The organism is Pelagicoccus sp. SDUM812002 (assembly GCF_031127835.1).
In the GTDB taxonomy this organism is placed as follows: domain Bacteria; phylum Verrucomicrobiota; class Verrucomicrobiia; order Opitutales; family Opitutaceae; genus Pelagicoccus.
The window spans coordinates 1-17,314 of sequence record NZ_JARXHX010000034.1 but is presented as its reverse complement, the minus strand read 5'-3'; the positions used below and the strand labels follow the sequence as shown (position 1 = coordinate 17,314).

Annotated in this window: 18 protein-coding genes and 1 riboswitch; of the genes, 12 read left to right on the top strand and 6 right to left on the bottom strand. The window is 55.9% G+C overall.

Translation table 11 applies throughout. From position 1 onward, the window contains the following. Both QEH53_RS22780 and QEH53_RS22775 read left to right on the top strand, forming a co-directional pair. The coding region (locus QEH53_RS22780) for a hypothetical protein (protein WP_309025543.1) at window positions 1–243 on the top strand (243 nt) is incomplete at its 5' end. A gap of 73 nt (window positions 244–316) precedes the next feature. Continuing rightward, entirely contained in the window at window positions 317–778 is a 462-nt protein-coding gene (locus tag QEH53_RS22775; protein WP_309025542.1) for a hypothetical protein, read from the top strand. Between the two features lie 44 nt (window positions 779–822). Here the strand turns inward: QEH53_RS22775 and QEH53_RS22770 are convergent, their stop codons facing one another. Next, on the bottom strand, window positions 823–2,040 hold the full coding sequence (locus QEH53_RS22770; protein WP_309025541.1) for an MFS transporter: 1,218 nt from the start codon (window positions 2,038–2,040) through the stop codon (window positions 823–825). 207 nt (window positions 2,041–2,247) lie between these two features. On the opposite strand from QEH53_RS22770, the gene QEH53_RS22765 reads away from it, so the two are divergent. Further along, on the top strand, window positions 2,248–2,511 hold the full coding sequence (locus tag QEH53_RS22765; protein ID WP_309025540.1) for a hypothetical protein: 264 nt from the start codon (window positions 2,248–2,250) through the stop codon (window positions 2,509–2,511). Between the two features lie 128 nt (window positions 2,512–2,639). Next, window positions 2,640–2,909 carry a hypothetical protein gene (locus QEH53_RS22760; RefSeq protein ID WP_309025539.1) on the top strand — a complete coding sequence of 90 codons (270 nt, stop codon included), beginning with the start codon at window positions 2,640–2,642 and terminating at the stop codon, window positions 2,907–2,909. A gap of 27 nt (window positions 2,910–2,936) precedes the next feature. Here QEH53_RS22760 and QEH53_RS22755 read toward each other — a convergent pair whose 3' ends face one another. Then, window positions 2,937–4,241 carry a DUF2254 domain-containing protein gene (locus QEH53_RS22755; RefSeq protein WP_309025538.1) on the bottom strand — a complete coding sequence of 435 codons (1,305 nt, stop codon included), beginning with the start codon at window positions 4,239–4,241 and terminating at the stop codon, window positions 2,937–2,939. Window positions 4,242–4,512: 271 nt separating this feature from the next. Continuing rightward, window positions 4,513–6,606 carry a TonB-dependent receptor gene (locus QEH53_RS22750; RefSeq protein ID WP_309025537.1) on the bottom strand — a complete coding sequence of 698 codons (2,094 nt, stop codon included), beginning with the start codon at window positions 6,604–6,606 and terminating at the stop codon, window positions 4,513–4,515. A 73-nt stretch (window positions 6,607–6,679) separates the two neighbouring features. Then, a riboswitch (TPP riboswitch) is annotated at window positions 6,680–6,810 on the bottom strand. A 107-nt stretch (window positions 6,811–6,917) separates the two neighbouring features. Between QEH53_RS22750 and pnuC the strand changes: the two genes are divergently transcribed. The 8 genes from pnuC to QEH53_RS22715 all read left to right on the top strand — a co-directional run bounded on the left by pnuC (window position 6,918) and on the right by QEH53_RS22715 (window position 12,969). Continuing rightward, window positions 6,918–7,532 carry a nicotinamide riboside transporter PnuC gene (pnuC, locus tag QEH53_RS22745; RefSeq protein ID WP_309025536.1) on the top strand — a complete coding sequence of 205 codons (615 nt, stop codon included), beginning with the start codon at window positions 6,918–6,920 and terminating at the stop codon, window positions 7,530–7,532. After that, window positions 7,522–8,055 (top strand): ATP-binding protein, encoded by a 534-nt coding sequence (locus QEH53_RS22740; RefSeq protein WP_309025535.1) that lies wholly within the window; start codon window positions 7,522–7,524, stop codon window positions 8,053–8,055. Before pnuC ends, QEH53_RS22740 begins: the two co-directional genes overlap by 11 nt. A 120-nt stretch (window positions 8,056–8,175) precedes the next feature. Next, window positions 8,176–8,802, top strand: coding sequence for a sulfotransferase (locus QEH53_RS22735; RefSeq protein WP_309025534.1), 627 nt, complete (start codon window positions 8,176–8,178; stop codon window positions 8,800–8,802). Between the two features lie 266 nt (window positions 8,803–9,068). Beyond that, window positions 9,069–9,578 (top strand): fasciclin domain-containing protein, encoded by a 510-nt coding sequence (locus QEH53_RS22730; RefSeq protein WP_309025533.1) that lies wholly within the window; start codon window positions 9,069–9,071, stop codon window positions 9,576–9,578. A 76-nt stretch (window positions 9,579–9,654) separates the two neighbouring features. After that, window positions 9,655–10,935, top strand: a complete 1,281-nt coding sequence (locus tag QEH53_RS22725; RefSeq protein ID WP_309025532.1) for an FAD-binding domain-containing protein — start codon at window positions 9,655–9,657, stop codon at window positions 10,933–10,935. After that, complete coding sequence (locus QEH53_RS24225) at window positions 10,922–11,080, top strand: DUF2256 domain-containing protein (RefSeq protein WP_345785747.1); 159 nt, start codon at window positions 10,922–10,924, stop codon at window positions 11,078–11,080. Before QEH53_RS22725 ends, QEH53_RS24225 begins: the two co-directional genes overlap by 14 nt. A 5-nt stretch (window positions 11,081–11,085) precedes the next feature. Further along, window positions 11,086–12,330 (top strand): NAD(P)/FAD-dependent oxidoreductase, encoded by a 1,245-nt coding sequence (locus QEH53_RS22720; protein WP_309025531.1) that lies wholly within the window; start codon window positions 11,086–11,088, stop codon window positions 12,328–12,330. Window positions 12,331–12,336: 6 nt separating this feature from the next. Further along, window positions 12,337–12,969: an FAD-binding domain-containing protein gene (locus QEH53_RS22715; RefSeq protein WP_309025530.1), complete on the top strand. Its 633-nt coding sequence runs from the start codon at window positions 12,337–12,339 to the stop codon at window positions 12,967–12,969. 33 nt (window positions 12,970–13,002) lie between these two features. Here the strand turns inward: QEH53_RS22715 and QEH53_RS22710 are convergent, their stop codons facing one another. From QEH53_RS22710 to QEH53_RS22700, 3 genes are all read right to left on the bottom strand, one after another. Further along, window positions 13,003–13,980: an NAD(P)-dependent alcohol dehydrogenase gene (locus QEH53_RS22710; RefSeq protein WP_309025529.1), complete on the bottom strand. Its 978-nt coding sequence runs from the start codon at window positions 13,978–13,980 to the stop codon at window positions 13,003–13,005. 87 nt (window positions 13,981–14,067) lie between these two features. Continuing rightward, window positions 14,068–15,762, bottom strand: a complete 1,695-nt coding sequence (locus QEH53_RS22705; RefSeq protein WP_309025528.1) for an NAD-dependent malic enzyme — start codon at window positions 15,760–15,762, stop codon at window positions 14,068–14,070. A gap of 440 nt (window positions 15,763–16,202) precedes the next feature. Beyond that, window positions 16,203–16,889: a PEP-CTERM sorting domain-containing protein gene (locus QEH53_RS22700; RefSeq protein WP_309025527.1), complete on the bottom strand. Its 687-nt coding sequence runs from the start codon at window positions 16,887–16,889 to the stop codon at window positions 16,203–16,205. Between the last annotated feature and the right edge of the window lie 425 nt (window positions 16,890–17,314).

Genomic DNA, 17,314 nt, shown 5'->3' with positions numbered 1-17,314 from the left:
TGGATCCGTCGCAAACACGAAGCATTCCGTGCCGTGGACGATCCCGTCTACTTCTACAGCTCCATGCCAGCCGAGTTTACTAACACGCGCCTCGTAGGCCGCAGCGTTTGGAACAGCAAGTGGAAGATCGTCATCCCCGCGTATTCACTTCTCAGCGACGAGCAAGAAGGCCTCGACCGCTTCATCAACAGCGTCGAAGACATCAAACTCTTCCTTCGCACCTATTCCCACGCCGGCAACTAGATCCCGTAGGGCGCGGCGCTCGCGCCGTCCCGCACTGCCCACAGACCAAATTGCTTCAGAGCCACCACACGCAATGAAATACCCGCTCTTCGTCGCCATTCTTCTCATCGCCTTATCGGCTTCTGCTCGCGACGAAACCACCGAGCCTTCCCAGCCCGTCGTCATCGAGAATCCCACAACCGTTTTCTCAAAAGCGTTTTGGCGTCGCCCGCACCCCGAGGACAAAATCGTCCACGCCGAACGTCGCGAATGGCTGGATACGAGCGGTAAGGTAACTAGGTGGCAGTGGTTTCTCGTAATCGATCTTTGTCCTGGAACGAAAGCCTGGCTCGATACCAACCCGTTTCTTCTCACCCCAACCGACGGGAGCGAATCACAGCTACTCCTTTCCGAGGCTCCCGAGTGGTTCGACCTAAGCGACAGCCCTGAGTCTCAGTTCCAACGAGCCAGTCTAAGCTTCTCCTTTATGGCCGGCGGGAATCGACTGTACGCTTCTGACTCCGGAACCGGTCTCAACGCTGAATTAAAACGATAAACCGCGAGGCTATCGATTTCACGTACTCGTTCTAACACTACACACTACCCGACCTTACTCGAAATACCTTGATCAGTCTCGCGGACGAGACGCGACAAAGTTAAGGCCACCAAACTGACCCCTACCGCCAGCCAGCCGAGCCAGTGGTAGCCGACCAAGCGTCCCGAGGCGTCCGCGGTCACGATCAAGCCGCCAACTGTCGACGATGCCCCCGAAGCGACGTCCCGGGCGCAGCCGCTCAAGCTCATGAAAGCGCCTCTACGGGCTGGCGGAACTGCAAGTGTCATGATTGCTTGCCCGGGCACGAAACGTCCGCTGGCGAAGACAAAGAAGAAGGCCGCGATTAACAAGATGAGCCACATGGGCATTGGCCCGCCGTTGGAGATAGCAAGCGTTACCGTGCTCGCGACTGCCACCAACACAGTAAGGACCCGCACTCGCCCGAACCGGTCGGCGAGCCGGCCGATCCTCGGAGCGGTGAAAACAGTCAGCACGCCTCCGATCAAATAGACCAGAAAGACCCGATCCTCCGGTAGACCCATGTTCGAAACGAAATACTGGGCCATCAATGGGATGATGATAAAGTGCCCGAACACCAAAGCAGCGTAGAATAGCAGCGCTTTGCCCGCGTTCGCGTCCTTCAACAAAGCGACAAACGACGCCGCCCTCTTTTTCGGATCCGCTTCCAAGTGGCCTCCGATCGAAGGTAGGCCGAGAAAGGCGACCAACCACATTACGGTAGCCAAGCCAGCGAGCATGAGAAAGGGGGCTTCCCACTCGAAGGTGTAGGCGAGGTAAAGCCCGGTAGGCACACCCAAGGCTGAAGCGACCGAGAAAGCGGTCATTATAATCCCCATCGCAGACGCTCGACGCTGCGCGGGAACAACATCACCCACAATCGATAGTACCAACGCAGTAGCAACTCCGCCAAAGCCGCCGCTAATCATCCGACCCATCATCAACGTGTTCGCATCTTGGGCGAGACCGCAAGCAAGCGTCCCAAAGGTGAAGCCTGCGTACACCACCAAGAGCGCCGTGCGACGATCAAAGCGGTCGATAAACGGAGCTGTCAGCAAACCCACCACACCCGAGCTCACCGCATAAGCCGCCACGATCGCGCTAAACCGGCCGGGTCCGATCCCCAAGTCGCGCACCAGTTGCGGCCCCAAGGGCATCAGGATCATAAAATCCATGATGTGGGTAAACTGAACTGCCGCCAGCAGCAGCAAAAGTGGTTTTTCCGAAAGCGTTCGGTTTCGCATAAAAAGTTGTCGCGTCATTTCGCCTGCCCGAGGCAACCGCTCCGGAATCAGCCCAACGATTATCATCCGCGACCAACTGCTCACAAAGCGGAGAATGCCATGCCCCCTCACGATCCCACGCAGAGACCGAGCTTAGAAAACCTCAGCTTCCTTCCCCGGGTCTCCCCTCCCTAACCCTAAAAACCAGACCACCCGAAACCCGAGCAGATGAGCAAGAAATCCAAGACCCGCGACCGTCCTGCAGTCAGTCGTCCCATCAAATCCATCGAACGTTCTGATGGACGCCTACGAGCAAGCCAATCCCTACTAGCCAGCTTCGACCCCCACTCCCGTTCCGCAGGGCCTGCCCTCGGGCAGTTCTTTCGTTCCGAGTCCGCTCGAACGACGGGGTCGACGGGACCGTGCCCATCAAACCGCTGCATAACGGGCGTTCGGCACCCCAGCGAGGTGCATGCTGCATTTAGTCCCTAGCCCACGGCTACGTACCACACGCCGGAAAGGCAGCCGACAGCGTACGAATTCCTACAGCGCTCCGCCTAGAGGCAAAAATCGGCAGTGAGGTTAACTCCAAAACGGTACGCTTCTAGCTAAGCATAACTATGAACGAATTACCTGCAGTCTTTATGCCTGAAGCAGAATCGGACGCCCACCCGGTCGTTAGCTTTCTGGAGAACCACGGGATCAGCTTTCTCGATCGTTCGGGATACTCGCCTGAAAAGATCTCCCAAGAAACGGGGATTCCAGAAAACGAGGTCGATAGCCTATACCCTATCCTCAAATGGACAGACGGGACCGTGTTGAAGAACTGCGACACGGACAAACTAGTGAACTTTTTGCATGAACGAGACTACGAATTCGAGGATAGCTAAACCGATTATTTTCTTCAGCAACCCGACTTAACCAGCCTTCGAAGCGATCGTTCGCTCGAAGCTGTCTACGCACCGGTTCACGTCCGCCCGGTCCATGCTTGAGATCCCTTCATTGTCTCGGTGAGCTTCCACCAATTGCTCGAACTGAGCCTGCGCGACTTTCCGGCGCGGGTCGTTAGACGGCAATGAAGAGGCGATCGATGTAAGCGACTCTATCAGCCGTATCACGATTTCCGGGTAATCACGCCCGGACTGACGCAGCTGATCGAAAGCGTCGTTGACGAGTCCTTCATAATCAGTCTGCGGATAATAAACCCGTGCCGTACCCTTTTCATCCAAACGATAGGAAGGCGCTAGCTCGCGATCGCTTAACTGGCGGATCCCAGCGGCTAAATAGTCAATACAAACCAGTGCCGTATTCGGGTCGTTGATACCGGGAGAAATCGCTCGCATGGCGACCTCTACCAACTGGTCGATAAGGAATTCCAAATTTTGTTCAGGAGTTCGTTTGCTGCCGACAAAAACGACTTCCTTTACTTTCTTAAGGGCCGCTTCCGTATCCACATCGCCGAATACCTCCACTAAAGTTTCGCCTTTAGCAACGAATTTGCCCGCCCGTTTGGTGAAGCGGACCTGCAAGCCTTCTTTCGCCGCCCACTCTAAAGTACGGCCACAGTCTATCGCGGTAACGTATCCAGAACGGTGTGACCTAATTTCGAAGCTTTCACCTTTCCAATTTGGCGATCCTCGTTCGACTTCGGCCTCCGAACGCTCTGAGAGATCCTCGATATGCTGCTCGAGCTCATTGTAGACCGCAGCGACCAATGCGTCAGCCTGGATAGACGTCGCCACATGGTGGATATAGTACACGATCATGCAGACGCAAAAACAGGCCAACACGATCATCAGGGTGACCGAGGGGTGAGCCTCGCCCGCTACCCAATCCTCCCCGATACCCGGCATGATCAAGATGCCGTACACGAAAGATCCCACCAACGCTCCCAAGGTGAACTGCGAGGCCCGGCTTTGCAGGAAGTTCCTCAAGAGCCGCGGTCCGAACTGCGAAGACGCCAATGTCAGCGAAACGATGGTTATCGAAAACGTCACTCCGGCCACTGTGATTAGCGACCCAACCAAAGTGCCCACAATTGCCAGCGACGCCTCTCGCCCGCTCCGCAAAACGAAAGAAAACGCCTCCCACTCGGATTCGATCGACTCCTCCCAGCTCAGCATCAGGTAGGCCATCAAGACCGCTAAGGATATCGAGATAGAAGGCATCAGCCAAAGGCTTTGGCTCACGCTTTCGAAAAGGTTACGCAGATAGGTTTTCATGGTCGCTGCCTCAAGAGTTGAATCGAGTCGACTTCCAGTCACCCGCAAAAGGTTTCAAACAGCAACCGTTTTCATCAATGCCTGCCACGCGGACGACGTGGAAGTCGCCCCTCCACCAAGCGCACATCTGGAGGGACCGGTTTCACCCGGTCCGCCATGCAGGAGATTCCATGCCCCGCCCTCGCCCCGCAACGTCGCGATGCCACAAAAAAGGGACCCCCACCTCGCGAGAGTCCCTTGTTCGTTAAAACTCAATACGTTCGCTAAACGCCTAGAACTCGTACCTCGCCGTCACGCCGATCTGTCGCGGATCGGCTGGGTCTTCGTAGCGGGTCGGAGTCCAGTCAGGCTGGGCGTTTCCGAAGTAAAAGAGACGTTTTGCATATCTTTCGTCTAAAAGATTCTTTGCCCAGAGCGAGAAGGTCCACTCCTCGTACTTGTATCCAATCGTCGTGTTCACGACCGAGTACGCGTCGCGCTGCTCGTTGTTGCCGACGCTGTTGGACTCGTAGTACTCGTCGCGGCCGCTCAGCTCGAGGCTACCGAAGAAACCACTGTTTCCGCTGTAGCTAAGACCTGCGTTATAAGTGTAGCTGGGAGAATTCGATAGCTCCCGGCCAGTGGCGGCGTGTTCCGTATCGAGCAATCCAATACCGGCGTTCAGTGTCCAGTTCTCGGATACATACCAACGGGTTTCGGCCTCGAGCCCGATGTGCTCGGCATCCCCTTGATTAGAGGTGAAGTAGCGGAAGAATCCACCTGCTCCGGCAGAGTCGCGCAGTTGGGCGTCACGGCGGTCGAGGTAGAAAGCGGTCACCGTCGAAGTCATCTTGCCATGGAGCCAGTTGCTACGCAGGCCGAGCTCATAGTTCCACAGCGTTTCATCGCCGTAGGTCAAGGGGTCGCCTTCTTCGAGGAAGGCTGCGATGTTGGCCCCGCCTGCCTTGTATCCACGAGCGAGGGTGGCAAAGAACATGTGTTCATCGCTCAGATCGTTTTCGAAGGTGAGGTTTCCGCCGAATACCGTGCCTGACTCCTTGCCGTTTCCGCTGGGGAGCGGATCGCCGTAGTAGAGGCCGTCTGAAGCAGCTTCGATCGTGTAGTATTCACTCCGCAATCCGAAGGTTAGGCGGCTCCTTTCGGAAAGCGACTTTTCAACCTGTCCGAAGACTGCGAAGTTTTCGCTCTCGTAGCTGGAGTCCGCCAGCACGGGCCATTCCGGGCTGCTCCACAGGTCGCGGTAGTCAATGTCGCTGGTTTCGTCGAGCAAGCCGACATAGGCGCCAACCGTCCAGCGATTGATCGCTCCACTGGCAAGCGAGTCGTAGCGGACCTCTTGGGAGAAGGCTTCGCGATCGCGGGCAACTTCCATGAAGGCGTCGTAAGAGCGTGGATCCTCGCTGTTGAGCGTAGTCCAGTCCGAGTCGTAGCCGTAGTAAGAATCAGTGGCGCTGAGGCTGGTGATCGTGGTGAAGCTGGCATCTTCCGATTGCTTCCAAGTTCCGCGCAAACTGCCGGCAAAGGACTCTTGCTCGTCGCGTCCGGGCTCGTCGGAGTAAACCACGAATCCGGTGTTGTCTAGGGACCATTCGTCGTAGCCATTATTGGCGTCGGCGTAGAAGAGCGTCCCGTCCCAAGTCCAAGCGTCGGAAGCTCGCCAACGGAGCTTGAGGCGTGTGGTGAGCTCGTCGCGTTCGTTAGTATCGTCGCGATCAAGCGTCCTGTTCTCGCGCCAGCCGTCCTGGTTTAACTGGTGAACCGAAATACGGTAGGTCAGCTCCTCACCGGCTAGCGGTCCGCCAAATGCGATGCCTCCGGAAATGAGATTGTCCTCGCCGATCGTGGTTTCGACCCGTCCGGAACGGCTTGGCGTCGGATCTGCCGAGACGAGCTTGATAACGCCGCCAGCCGCATTGAGTCCGAACGATCCGGCTTGGGGACCGCGCAGCACCTCGACCTGCTCCATGTCGAACAGGCTGCCGATGGTGCCAACGCCCGTGAAGTCGAGATCATCGATCACGAAGCGGACCGAAGAGTCCGGCGTCTCGCCCTCGAATTGGGAATTCTCGCCAATCCCGCGAATCTGCAGGTAGCGGGGGCGCGAAGTGCCGCCCGTCCAAGTGAGGTTGGGGATCGCGTTGATTAGGTTTTCGAAATGCTGGGAGCCGTCGCCTGTGAAGCGGGTATCGTCGAGCACGGTGACGCTCGCGGTCGTATCCAGAAGTTCGGACTGCCAAAGCGAGCCGGTTACGAAGAGCTCGGAAAGCTCCACCACCGCCAGCGATTCCGCATCTTGCGTCCAGGCGGTCGAACTGAGGCCTGCAGCTGCAAGCGCCAGAATTAGATTGTTTCTACGTTGGGACATTTTTGGATCTCAATTGTTTGCGTTTGAGATCCGGCAATGAGCGAAGAAAAGCGAGTCATCCGATGCACTGGCGAGGGCGACTCTTACCTTTTCCTACGCCGGTATCAACCGGATCAGGTTCTAAGGGACCGCGTCGGCGCCGGCGGCAATTACCGCTGGCAATGAAGCATCTCAGACCATTCCTGGTCGCCCCTAAGGATTAGATCCGGAGTAGAGTGCGAATCGCTCATGTCAACAACAAGCCGTAGCGTATCATCCATTTCGAGGGTCGACAGCGGGCTCCATGTCCGTTTTTGAAAGCTAGACTCCCAATGGATACTTTTATCGAACAAATCCAGCAAACCTCTCTCGTTGAGTGGCTTGGAACCGCCACTGGCCTCGTCGGAGTTTACCTTAGCATCAAGGAAAAAGTGCTGGCCTGGCCCTTCTACATTCTTTGCTACGCCCTCTATGCCTACCTGAGCTACTCGGCCGCCCTCTACGCTGCCATGGCCCTGAACGCCTGTTTCATTCCCATCTCGATATTCGGCTGGTGGCAGTGGAGCCGAGCGGAGCACGTCGGTGGAAAACAGGGAGCGGCGGCGGAGTTGAGCATCAGCACCATACGGGGAACTCCCCTCGCTTGGACCATCGCCATCGGCATCATTGGCACCATCGCTATCGGCACCCTGCTATCGCGCTTCACGGAGGGCTCCTCGCCTTTCCTCGACGCTTTTGCCACCACCTTGTCGTTCCTCGCCCAATGGATGCTGGGAAAGAAGTTCATCGAAAATTGGCTGGCTTGGATCGTAGCGGATCTTGCCTTCGTGCTCCTTTGGGGCAGCCAAGGCTATTGGGTAGCGGTGGCAATGTTCCTCGTTTTCACCGGACTCGCGGTGATGGGTTATGCGAGTTGGAAAAAGGAAGTTCGGCACCATGCAAGCTGACCGCGACGTCCCTCAACGCATCGTTTTTACCGGAGCGGAATGCACCGGCAAAACCACCCTTATCCAAGCGATCTCCAAAAAGATCGGCGAGCCCTTCTCCAAGGAATACGTTCGCGAGTACGCTGACCAGGTGGGGCGTCCGCTTGAGGCCCAGGATCTGGACCCGATCGCTCGCGGCCAGCTGAGAGGCGAGGACGAGGCGACTCGCCAAGCCCAGAGCTTCGTCTTGCACGATACCAACCTGCTCTCCTCCATTCTTTACGCGGAACACTATTTCGACGTGCACATCCCCTGGGTGGACACGCTTTTCCTCGAGCGAGATTATACCCGCTACTTTTTTTGTATGCCTGACATCCCTTGGGAAGCCGACCCCGGCCAACGCGTCAGCGCCAGCGAGCGCGACAAGCTCCACTCCCGATTCCAGGATATATTGGCAAGGTACGATATTACCCCCGTTCCTCTGAGCGGCACTCTCGGCCAACGTATTCAAACAGTAATTACAAACCTCAAAGAGCTCCAGTAAACTACGAACGGAGAACGGGCGCGCCCCAACCCCTTTGCAAAGGGTGCTTGTCCCTTGCCTTTAAATGCAGCAACCTCGAGGCGTCCTAATCCTCCCCCATCCCCAACAGGAGCTCGTTCTATGCAACCAAAAATCATCGGTACAGGCGTCGGTCGCACCGGCACTTATTCGCTCAAACTCGCACTCGAACAGCTCGGCTTCGGTCCCTGTTACCATATGGAGGAGGTCGCGAAAAATATGCCAACCCATCTGCCTCTCTGGCAGGCCGCCCTCAAGGGCAACCTAGATTGGGCCGCCCTCTACGAAGGATACGGAAGCGCTGTGGACTGGCCCACCTCCGGATTTTACCGCGAGCTTTATGACGCCTATCCCGATGCGAAATTCGTGTTGACCACACGTAGCCCGGAAAGCTGGGCCGACAGCTTTGGCCAAACCATCAACGCCCTTATCGCCGGTAAGGAGAAAGCTCCTCCAGCGATGTGGGAGTGGCTCGAAATGGCCGAAGCCGTCATCGAACGTACCGGCTTCGAAATCGGATGCAGCACCGAACGCTTAGCCGAAGATTTCGCCAAGCACAACGACGCCGTTATCGCAGCCATCCCTTCTTCTCAGTTGCTCGTATTCGAGGTCGCTCAGGGTTGGGATCCCCTCTGCTATTTCCTCGGCGTCGAATCGCCCGACACTGTTTTCCCGCGCTCCAACAACCGAGAGGAATTCTGGGAACTGGTCAAAGGCGCCACCACTTAGTTGCGGTCCGGCCAATACTGCAGAGAGCGAGTCTTCTCGTTTCTCATCCCGCTAGCTAAACGCCTCTTCGCGCGGCGATCGGTGGAGCCTGCCTGTGAGGCGAAAAAGGGGTAGACACCCTTAAGTGAACCACGTTTGAATCAATTTAGACCTAAATTAAAGTTCTATTTTGGTTCAATCAATTGTTCATACGCCTCGTCTTCCGAGCAGATGGGAGTTCAACCTGAATTCTTCAAGTTACCAAGAACACACTAAGAGGAAGAAACATGACATTTAGAAAACCACTTCAACTGATTGCTTTACTAACCGCTAGCGCACTCGCGTTCAGCTTCGCTTCAGCCGGAACCTACAAGGACAAAAAAGCATCGAAAGATCTAGTCGGCGTCGCAGCAGCCGCGGATGACTTTTCGACGCTGGTCGCAGCCGTTAAAGCTGCCGATCTTGTGGGCGTACTCCAAGGCGAAGGACCCTACACAATCTTCGCGCCGACCAACGCAGCTTTCGCTGCCCTGCCCGAAGGGACTCTCGAGTCTCTCCTGAAGCCGGAAAACAAAGACAAGCTCGTCTCCATCCTAACCTACCACGTGGTACCTGCCAAAGTCATGGCCAAGGACGTGGCAGCTGGGATGGTCGACACGGCGAACGGCACGCAACTGAAAATCGCCGTCAATGGTGGATCAGTGATGGTGCAGGACGCTAACGTCGTCGCCACCGACATTATGGCCAGCAATGGCATCATCCACGTCATCGACAAGGTGATGATCCCCGAAGCATAACTTCGTCAAAACATAGGTTAACACGAGCCGAGCTGCAAAGCTCGGCTCTTCTTGGTTTTATCATTCGGAGTCTAGGATGCCGCTCACTTCCAACAGCGAAGCAAACGATCTTCCACCTACCGCAGTCCCAACGTTTCCGCCGACAAGACACGACGCCCTGGCACAGCTCGACAGCTTCGTCTCCCTCGCCGGAGACGATTACCGCTCGAAGCGCAACTACGACTTCGGGCCAGCCAAGCAAAGGCACGTGTCGCAGCTCTCTCCCTATCTCCGCAACGGCCTGATCTCCGAAGCGGAAGTCGTTTCTGCCGTTCTGCGCACCCATACCTACAAGGATGCAGAAAAATTCCTGCAAGAGGTGTTCTGGCGAGTATACTGGAAAGGATACCTCGAAAATCGCTCCTATATTTGGAAAGATTATCGAGAGGATCTGGCGTCCCTAAAAATAGACGCAGAGAACGACACGCCCTTCCACAAAGCAGTATCCGCTACGACCGGTATCGAATGTTTGGATACTTGGAGCCGAGAACTAGTAGAGACGGGATACCTGCACAATCACGCCCGCATGTGGTTCGCCAGCATCTGGGTCTTTACCCTGCGATTGCCTTGGCAATTAGGTGCCGACTTCTTCCTTCGCCACCTGCTTGACGGAGATCCTGCCAGCAACACCTTGAGCTGGCGCTGGGTCGCCGGTCTTCACACCAAAGGAAAAACGTATCTTGCCCGCCCTAGCAATATAGCTCGATATACCGCAGATCGCTTCGAGACCGTGAGCGGACTCGCCACCCAAGCGAGTCCTATCGACGATTCCCACCCGCATCACCCTGCCAAGTACAATGAGATTCCACCTCCTCCTTCCCAGTTGTCGCAGACGGAAGGTCTGCTGGTCTTGGACGAAGATTTAAGAAAACACACTCCCAGTCTCGACTCCACTTCCCCCGTCCTTGGTTTGTATCCGGAAAGGCTCTACAAAGACGAAGACTTTTCTCCCAAGGTTGCGCGCTTTCGACAAGCCTGTTTGAGAGACACTCTTGACCCCTTGCAGTCCGAGCACGGCTGCCCAATTGAGCACACCACAAATCCGAACGCGGATCGTATCCACGAATGGGCGACCCGTCACAATCTCACCACCCTTTATCTCGCTAACCCTCAAATCGGTCCATGGGGCGATCTATGGGGAACAATCTCCCCTCAGCTCGAAGAACGAGGCATCGCACTTTCCTACTTCCGTCCGTGGTGGGAAAACGAACTCTTTGCAAAAGCCACCAGCGGATTTTTCAAATTCAAAAAAGACATCGATCAAGTTGCAGATCGCATGCGAACCGATGACAATTCCAGAGACGATGGCTCATCATAAGACCCGTCTTCCCAGCAAGGTTTGCCCCGTCTGCGAGCGTCCTTTTTACTGGCGCAAGAAATGGGAGCTTAATTGGGAACGCGTCACCTACTGCTCGGAACGGTGCCGGAGACGTCGCAAACAATCCACCTCTGCCTCCTCTTAATTCTCATGAACCAGAAAAACGAATACGATGCCATTATCGTCGGAGCAGGTCTAGCGGGACTTTCCGCTGCCATCAGCCTCGCCGATGCCGGTCGCTCGGTACTACTCCTCGAAAAGTCCGACCGTGTCGGCGGGAGGTTACGAACCGACCAGCAAGACGGCTTTCTTCTCGACCGCGGTTTCCAAGTACTCCTCACCGCCTACCCCCAATGCAAGCGCTTGCTCGATTACGACCGACTGAACCTTGGCAAGTTCGAGCCTGGGGCGCTCCTTTGGAACGGTCAGGACTTCGAGCTTGTGGCAGATCCCTTTCGGCACCCAGAGCTGATTTTAAAAACGCTGAAAAGTCGTACCGGCTCGATCACCGACAAGCTGCGAATCGCAAAACTGGCAACGAAGCTCTCCGCGTGCAGCATCGATGCTATCTACGAAAGGCCAGAGAGCAGCGCCCTCGAGGCGCTACGAAGCGAGGGCTTCTCCGATTCCATGATCGAGAGGTTCTTCCGACCCTTTTTCAGCGGGATCTTTCTAGAATCGGGACTCGCGAGCACCAGCCGTATGCTGAATTTCGTCTTCAAATGCTTCGGTACTGGATACGCCGCCCTACCCGCCGGAGGCATGGCGGAGATTCCCCAGCAACTCGCCAAACGCCTGTCGCCAGAGCAAATCCTATTTAATCAATCAATCGACCAGGTAACGCCTCGTAGCGTATCCACAGAAAGCGGACAGACCTACCGAGCTAAACAAGTTATCTTAGCCACAGACATGCATGCCGCGGCCCGGCTCTCACCTTCCGTTGAAGATCGAGGGTGGAATGCGACCCGATGCTTCTACTTTTCCGCACCCAAATCACCCCTCGTCCGCCCCATGATCGCTCTCAACGCTTCTGGGACAGGGATCATCGAGAACCTTTGCGTTCCCAGCGACATATCTGCTTCCTATGCTCCCGAGGGCAAAAGCCTCCTTTGTGTCAGCGTCAAGGACAGCAGCGACATCGACGCTTCACGCCTCTCATCTGAGCTTCAGAAGTGGTTCGGACCGCAGGCCTCCGATTTTGAACTGCTAAAACAATTTTCCATCCCAATGGCCCTGCCAAGGCAGCTGCCAGGCGACAACCCCTTCGGAGCCGCTTCCCTCCGTGACGAACTAGGAGTCTGGCTGTGCGGAGATCACCGATTCAGCAGCTCCATCGAGGGAGCCTTGCGATCAGGCGAGAGAGTAGCCCAGTCCATCCTAGAAGAGGGCGTCTAAACCCCTATGAGCGACCTTCGCTATAGCGTCGTCCGGTTCAAACGTGACCTCCGCGTTACGGACCATCGTGCAAGCGAGCTGGTCCAGAGCCGCACAACTGCGCGAGGCAAAAGCTGGAACCAAAGCAAACAAACGCCACTTCATGACAGCTACGCTTCGATGGCGCTTCGTTCCTTTCTATCACGCTGCCACTGGCAATGCCACTTCATGCAGAAGCTCGAGGACGAACCTGCAATCGAATTCCATCCCCTTCACCCCGCTCTCGAAAACTTGCGTCCCCCTACACCACAAGCCGATTTTCTCGACGCCTGGCAGCACGGCCAAACCGGCTACCCATTTGTCGACGCCTGTATCCGCTACCTGAACACACATCGCAGGATCAGCTTCCGCATGCAAGCCATGCTCGCGGCCTTCGCTGCCTACGGCCTCTGGATCGGTTGGCGCCGCTTCAAGGACCCTCTTGCCCGCGCGTCCCTAGACTACGAACCGGGTATCCACTATTCGCAGATTCAGAGCCAAAGCGGCACCACTGGCATCAACAGCCTGCGTATCTACAATCCCAGCCGCAAAGGGTCTGACCGCAAGAGAGCCACCAAAAAGCAGTCCGCGGACGATCAACTGAATCCACCCATAAAGTAGAAATTGCGATTCCCGGGGTGGGCTCGCTCTCGCTCAATTAATTCTCAAAGCCACGTTTCCACGCTTTCGACCGCTTTCGGCAAACTCATGGGCTTCGACAATTTCGCTCAGGGCAAAGCTTCGGTCGATCACGGGCCGCAGGGCGCCATCGGCGAGCAAGCCTAGCAAATACTCAAGGTCCCCTTTTTTCTCGCCTGCCATCCCCGCGCTGATTCTGGGACCGCGGCCAAGCTTCGACTTCAAAATCCTAAAGAAGTCAGGAAGCCCCGCGACCGCTAACAGAAAGGTTCCCTCCTCTTTCGTAAGTCGAATTCCATTCGCAAATCCAAGCTTACCCACCGTATCGAATACCACATCGTAGCTACCTTCCATCGATGACATCTCCTGTATTCGATAATCGATTACAGTATCCGCTCCAAGCGACCGTACGAGTTCCGCGTTTCCTCCGCTGCACGCTCCCGTGACGCGGGCTCCAAAGGCTTTTGCCAATTGCACCGCAGCGGTGCCCACCGCTCCGGACGCGCCATAGACCAAAACCGACTGCCCCTCCCGTAGCTTAGCCTGATCCCTCAGAAACGAAAGAGCGGTCAAAAAGCCAAATGGGAAAACTGCAGCTGATTCGAAGGAGAGGCCCGACGGCTTGCGAAGCACCGCGCCGCTCGCTCGGACCGAGACGAACTCCGCGTGGCAGCCCATTCTTATCCCCGTCGACCCCAAGACCTCGTCCCCAGTTTCGAAGCCGAGAACCTTCTCCCCCACCGCTTCCACGACACCGGAGAAGTCCAATCCCAGCACCGGATTTCGAAGCTTAGAAAATCCAAGCGCCAATCTCATCGGTAACGAAAATCCCGCCGGAACATTCAGGGACCGGATACGACAATCAGCAGCCGTCACCGCGCTCGCCTTCACCGAAACCAAGAGCTCGTCGCCGCGCGGCTTCGGCTTTACGCGTTCTTCGATGCGCAGCACTTCCGCCGCCGAACCGTACCCTTTGCAAATCGCTGCCTTCATATCATAGACCGGCGGAATACAAAGAGGCGAACCGCTATAGGTCAATCGCGCTAGCCGCTCCGTTGGCCCTGCCGCTATAAATACTAGCTACAAAGACGTTCTTTGGTAACTCCGATACTGCGGATCCCAAAAGACCTTATCGATAGCCCGTTCCAAGGACAGCTCCGTACGATCGACCGCGACTCCTTCATCCATGGCCTGCCGCGCGACACGACGAGCGATCAAGCGACTCAGGTCGCGAATCTCGTTCAGCGCTGGCAGAAGCGGTTGTCCCACCCCTTTCTGGTGGGGAGCGCTATCAGCCAAGGTGCGGCTCGCCGCAATGAGCATCCCCTCGGTCACGCGAGTCGCCTTGCAGGACAACACTCCTAAGCCGATACCGGGGAATATGTAGCTATTGTTGCACTGAGAAATAGTATGCACCTTCCCCTTGTAGTTAACAGGCGCGAAGGGACTCCCAGTGGCGACGATGGCCTGCCCATCTGTCCACTCGATCACGTCCTGCGGAGTGGCTTCCGCCAATGAGGTCGGATTAGAGAGAGGTAAAATGATGGGACGCTCCACATGGCTCGTCATCTCGCGGATCTGCGATTCCTTGAAAAGGCCAAACTGCCCGGACACGCCGATCAGCACCGTCGGCTTCACGTTCTGAATCACGCTTAAAAGCGGAATTCGCCCGTGCTCATCCCGCCATTCCGAAGTGAGCTCGCTCGGCTGGGCTAGATCCAGCTGAAAATCCATCAGGCCCAGCATGTCGGAAGTCAGCAGCCCGTTCTTGTCCACCATGAAGATCCGCGACTTCGCCTCTGCTTCAGAAAGGCCTTCGGCCCTTAAGTGAGCCACCAGATGAGCGGCGATTCCGCATCCCGCCGACCCTGCGCCCACAAAGCAAATACGCTGTTGCGCGAGCGACTCACCCTTGCGGTCACAAGCGGCCAGCAAGGTACCGGCGGTCACTGCTGCTGTTCCTTGAATGTCGTCGTTGAAGCAGCACAGTTCGTCTTGATAGCGCTTCAGGAGCGGCATCGCATTGGGCTGAGCGAAGTCCTCGAACTGCAACAACACATTGGGCCAAAGGTCCTTCACTGCTTTTATGAACTTGTCGACAAATTCGAAATACGCTTCGCCGCGGACTCGAGGCGATCGCTTGCCCATGTACATCGGGTCTTCCAAAAGCCGCTCATTGTCACAGCCCACATCCAAAGTGATAGGCAGCGTATTCGCAGGGCTGATACCTCCGCAAGCCGAGTAAATAGCCAGCTTCCCGATGGGAATTCCCATCCCTCCAATTCCCTGATCGCCTAGGCCCAAAATGCGTTCCCCATCCGTTACCACGATCACGCTGACTCGCTTTCGGGTCGCATTGCGCAAGATGCGGTCGATCTTGTCGCGATCCTCGTAGTTGATAAACAAGCCCCGCTTACGCCGGTAAATTTGCGAAAACTTCTGACAAGCCTCTCCAACTGTCGGGGTATAGATCAGCGGCAACATCTCCTCGAGATAGCGAACCAGCAAGGAGTAATAGAGCGTCTCGTTCGTATCCTGGATACCGCGAAGGTAAATGTGCTTCTCCATCCGCGAGGTCAGCTCGCTGAACTGCAGGTAAGCGCGATCCCGCTGCTCTTCGATCGTTTCGATGCAGTGCGGCAGCAGGCCTTCGAGATTAAACTCTCGCCGCTCCCGTTCCGTGAAGGCGCTTCCTTTGTTCAAGAGTGGGACTTCCAGCAGGACCGGCCCTGCATACGGGATGTAAAGGGGACGCTTGGATTCGGCTTCAGGCATAGAAAGCGTTAGAAGCAACACTTATGCCCAAAGCAAGGGGATTATAGCAGCACCGCAAACCCAAACAAGCCGATCCCAGCCAGCCGGATTTTTTCATCACGGCGCAAACAGAGATTGAGCCACCCGGTTAGAGGTCTTTGACTACAAGGGACAGAGAGGGCAAAGAACCTGATCCGACTCTCTAGCGTTTATGGCCACCTACCGAGCGGAGCGACCCGACACCCCCGTAGGGCGCAGCGCTCGCGCCGTCCCGCAGTGCCCAACGTCAAACAGAAAACTCTCCGGCTCCGGAGCTACTAACGCAGGAGCTACTAACGCAGGAGCTACTAACGCAGGAGCTACTAACGCAGGAGCTACTAACGCGGGACGGCGCAAGCGCCGCGCCCTACCAAACTCACTTCCGGATTGTTAAAAGAGCGAGGCGAGCCCCAAGTCCGCAGTTATTGCACTGACGCCGCTCGACCGCCCGCGCGCGGGCGCCGTCGGGCAAGCACAAAAGCGATGCTCGCCCCTAAGAAGCTGAATACGATCGTGCCGGGCTCGGGCACCGCCGAAATCGTCATCGACTCTAGAAAAAAGGCCCCCGAGTTATTCCGCACCGTAACCGTCTGGCCCGCCGCGAACAGCAAGCTCGGACTGAGCACACTCCCATGAGCCGCATCATCACCCAAGAAGCCGATATCAGTCTCCCCTGTTCTCAGAATCGACAAAGATTCGCTTCCTGTGAAGGCCCCGAAATCAAGCACATCAATCCTGCCATCCTGATTGAAGGTGAAACTGATAAACTCGTTCTGATTGTTGAGCCCACTCCCCGCATCGCCCAATCCATCGTCGGTCCAGTTCAGATAATTCATGGACCCGAGTTGAACGCTCTCCAAAGGCCCTTCGTTATCGAAGTCGAAGAAGAGAAAGCCGCTCTGATTTTGTGTGCCGTCTTCGTCATCGAGCGTGTTACCTAGGCCATTCCAATTGCCGACAGGGGTCGTTCCCGCAGCGTCCAGGAAGACATCGTTCTGGGCGTTGCTTTCAAAATCAAAAACGAAGGTCTGCGCACAGGTAATCGAAGCCCCTAAAAACAAGAGTTGGATTCCTATGACGCCCCGGCGAAGGAGGGATAAGGCTGTCATGATCCTGTTGATAAGGGTACTGATTACCTAATCAAGCTTTAATAGCATTTTTACTTAATTAAGTAATGCAAGCATGACTGATTTTCGAAACAGCTGCACGCTTATCCAAAAGTAGTACCACGTATTCCCTTCTCTAAAATAGGAGCAGATTCCTTCGAAGATCTGATCCGACCATCCAGAGTTCATTGACCACTGAAAGGCGCTACTGAGCAAAGCGACACGTCACTGCTCTGCAGTCCAAAAAATCTAACCGATGAAGGACCTTCGCTGTAACGAAGGCGTTCAAAGCACACACGAAGGCTGGTTTTCTTGAGCGAAGTTATAACGGAACCCCACAGTGCAGGATCCTTTTGTTTCGTCGTGAGACTCCTCAAGTGTCGTCACCCCGCTCCTCGGTAGTGAATTTTCGTGCCTCTTCGTGGCTA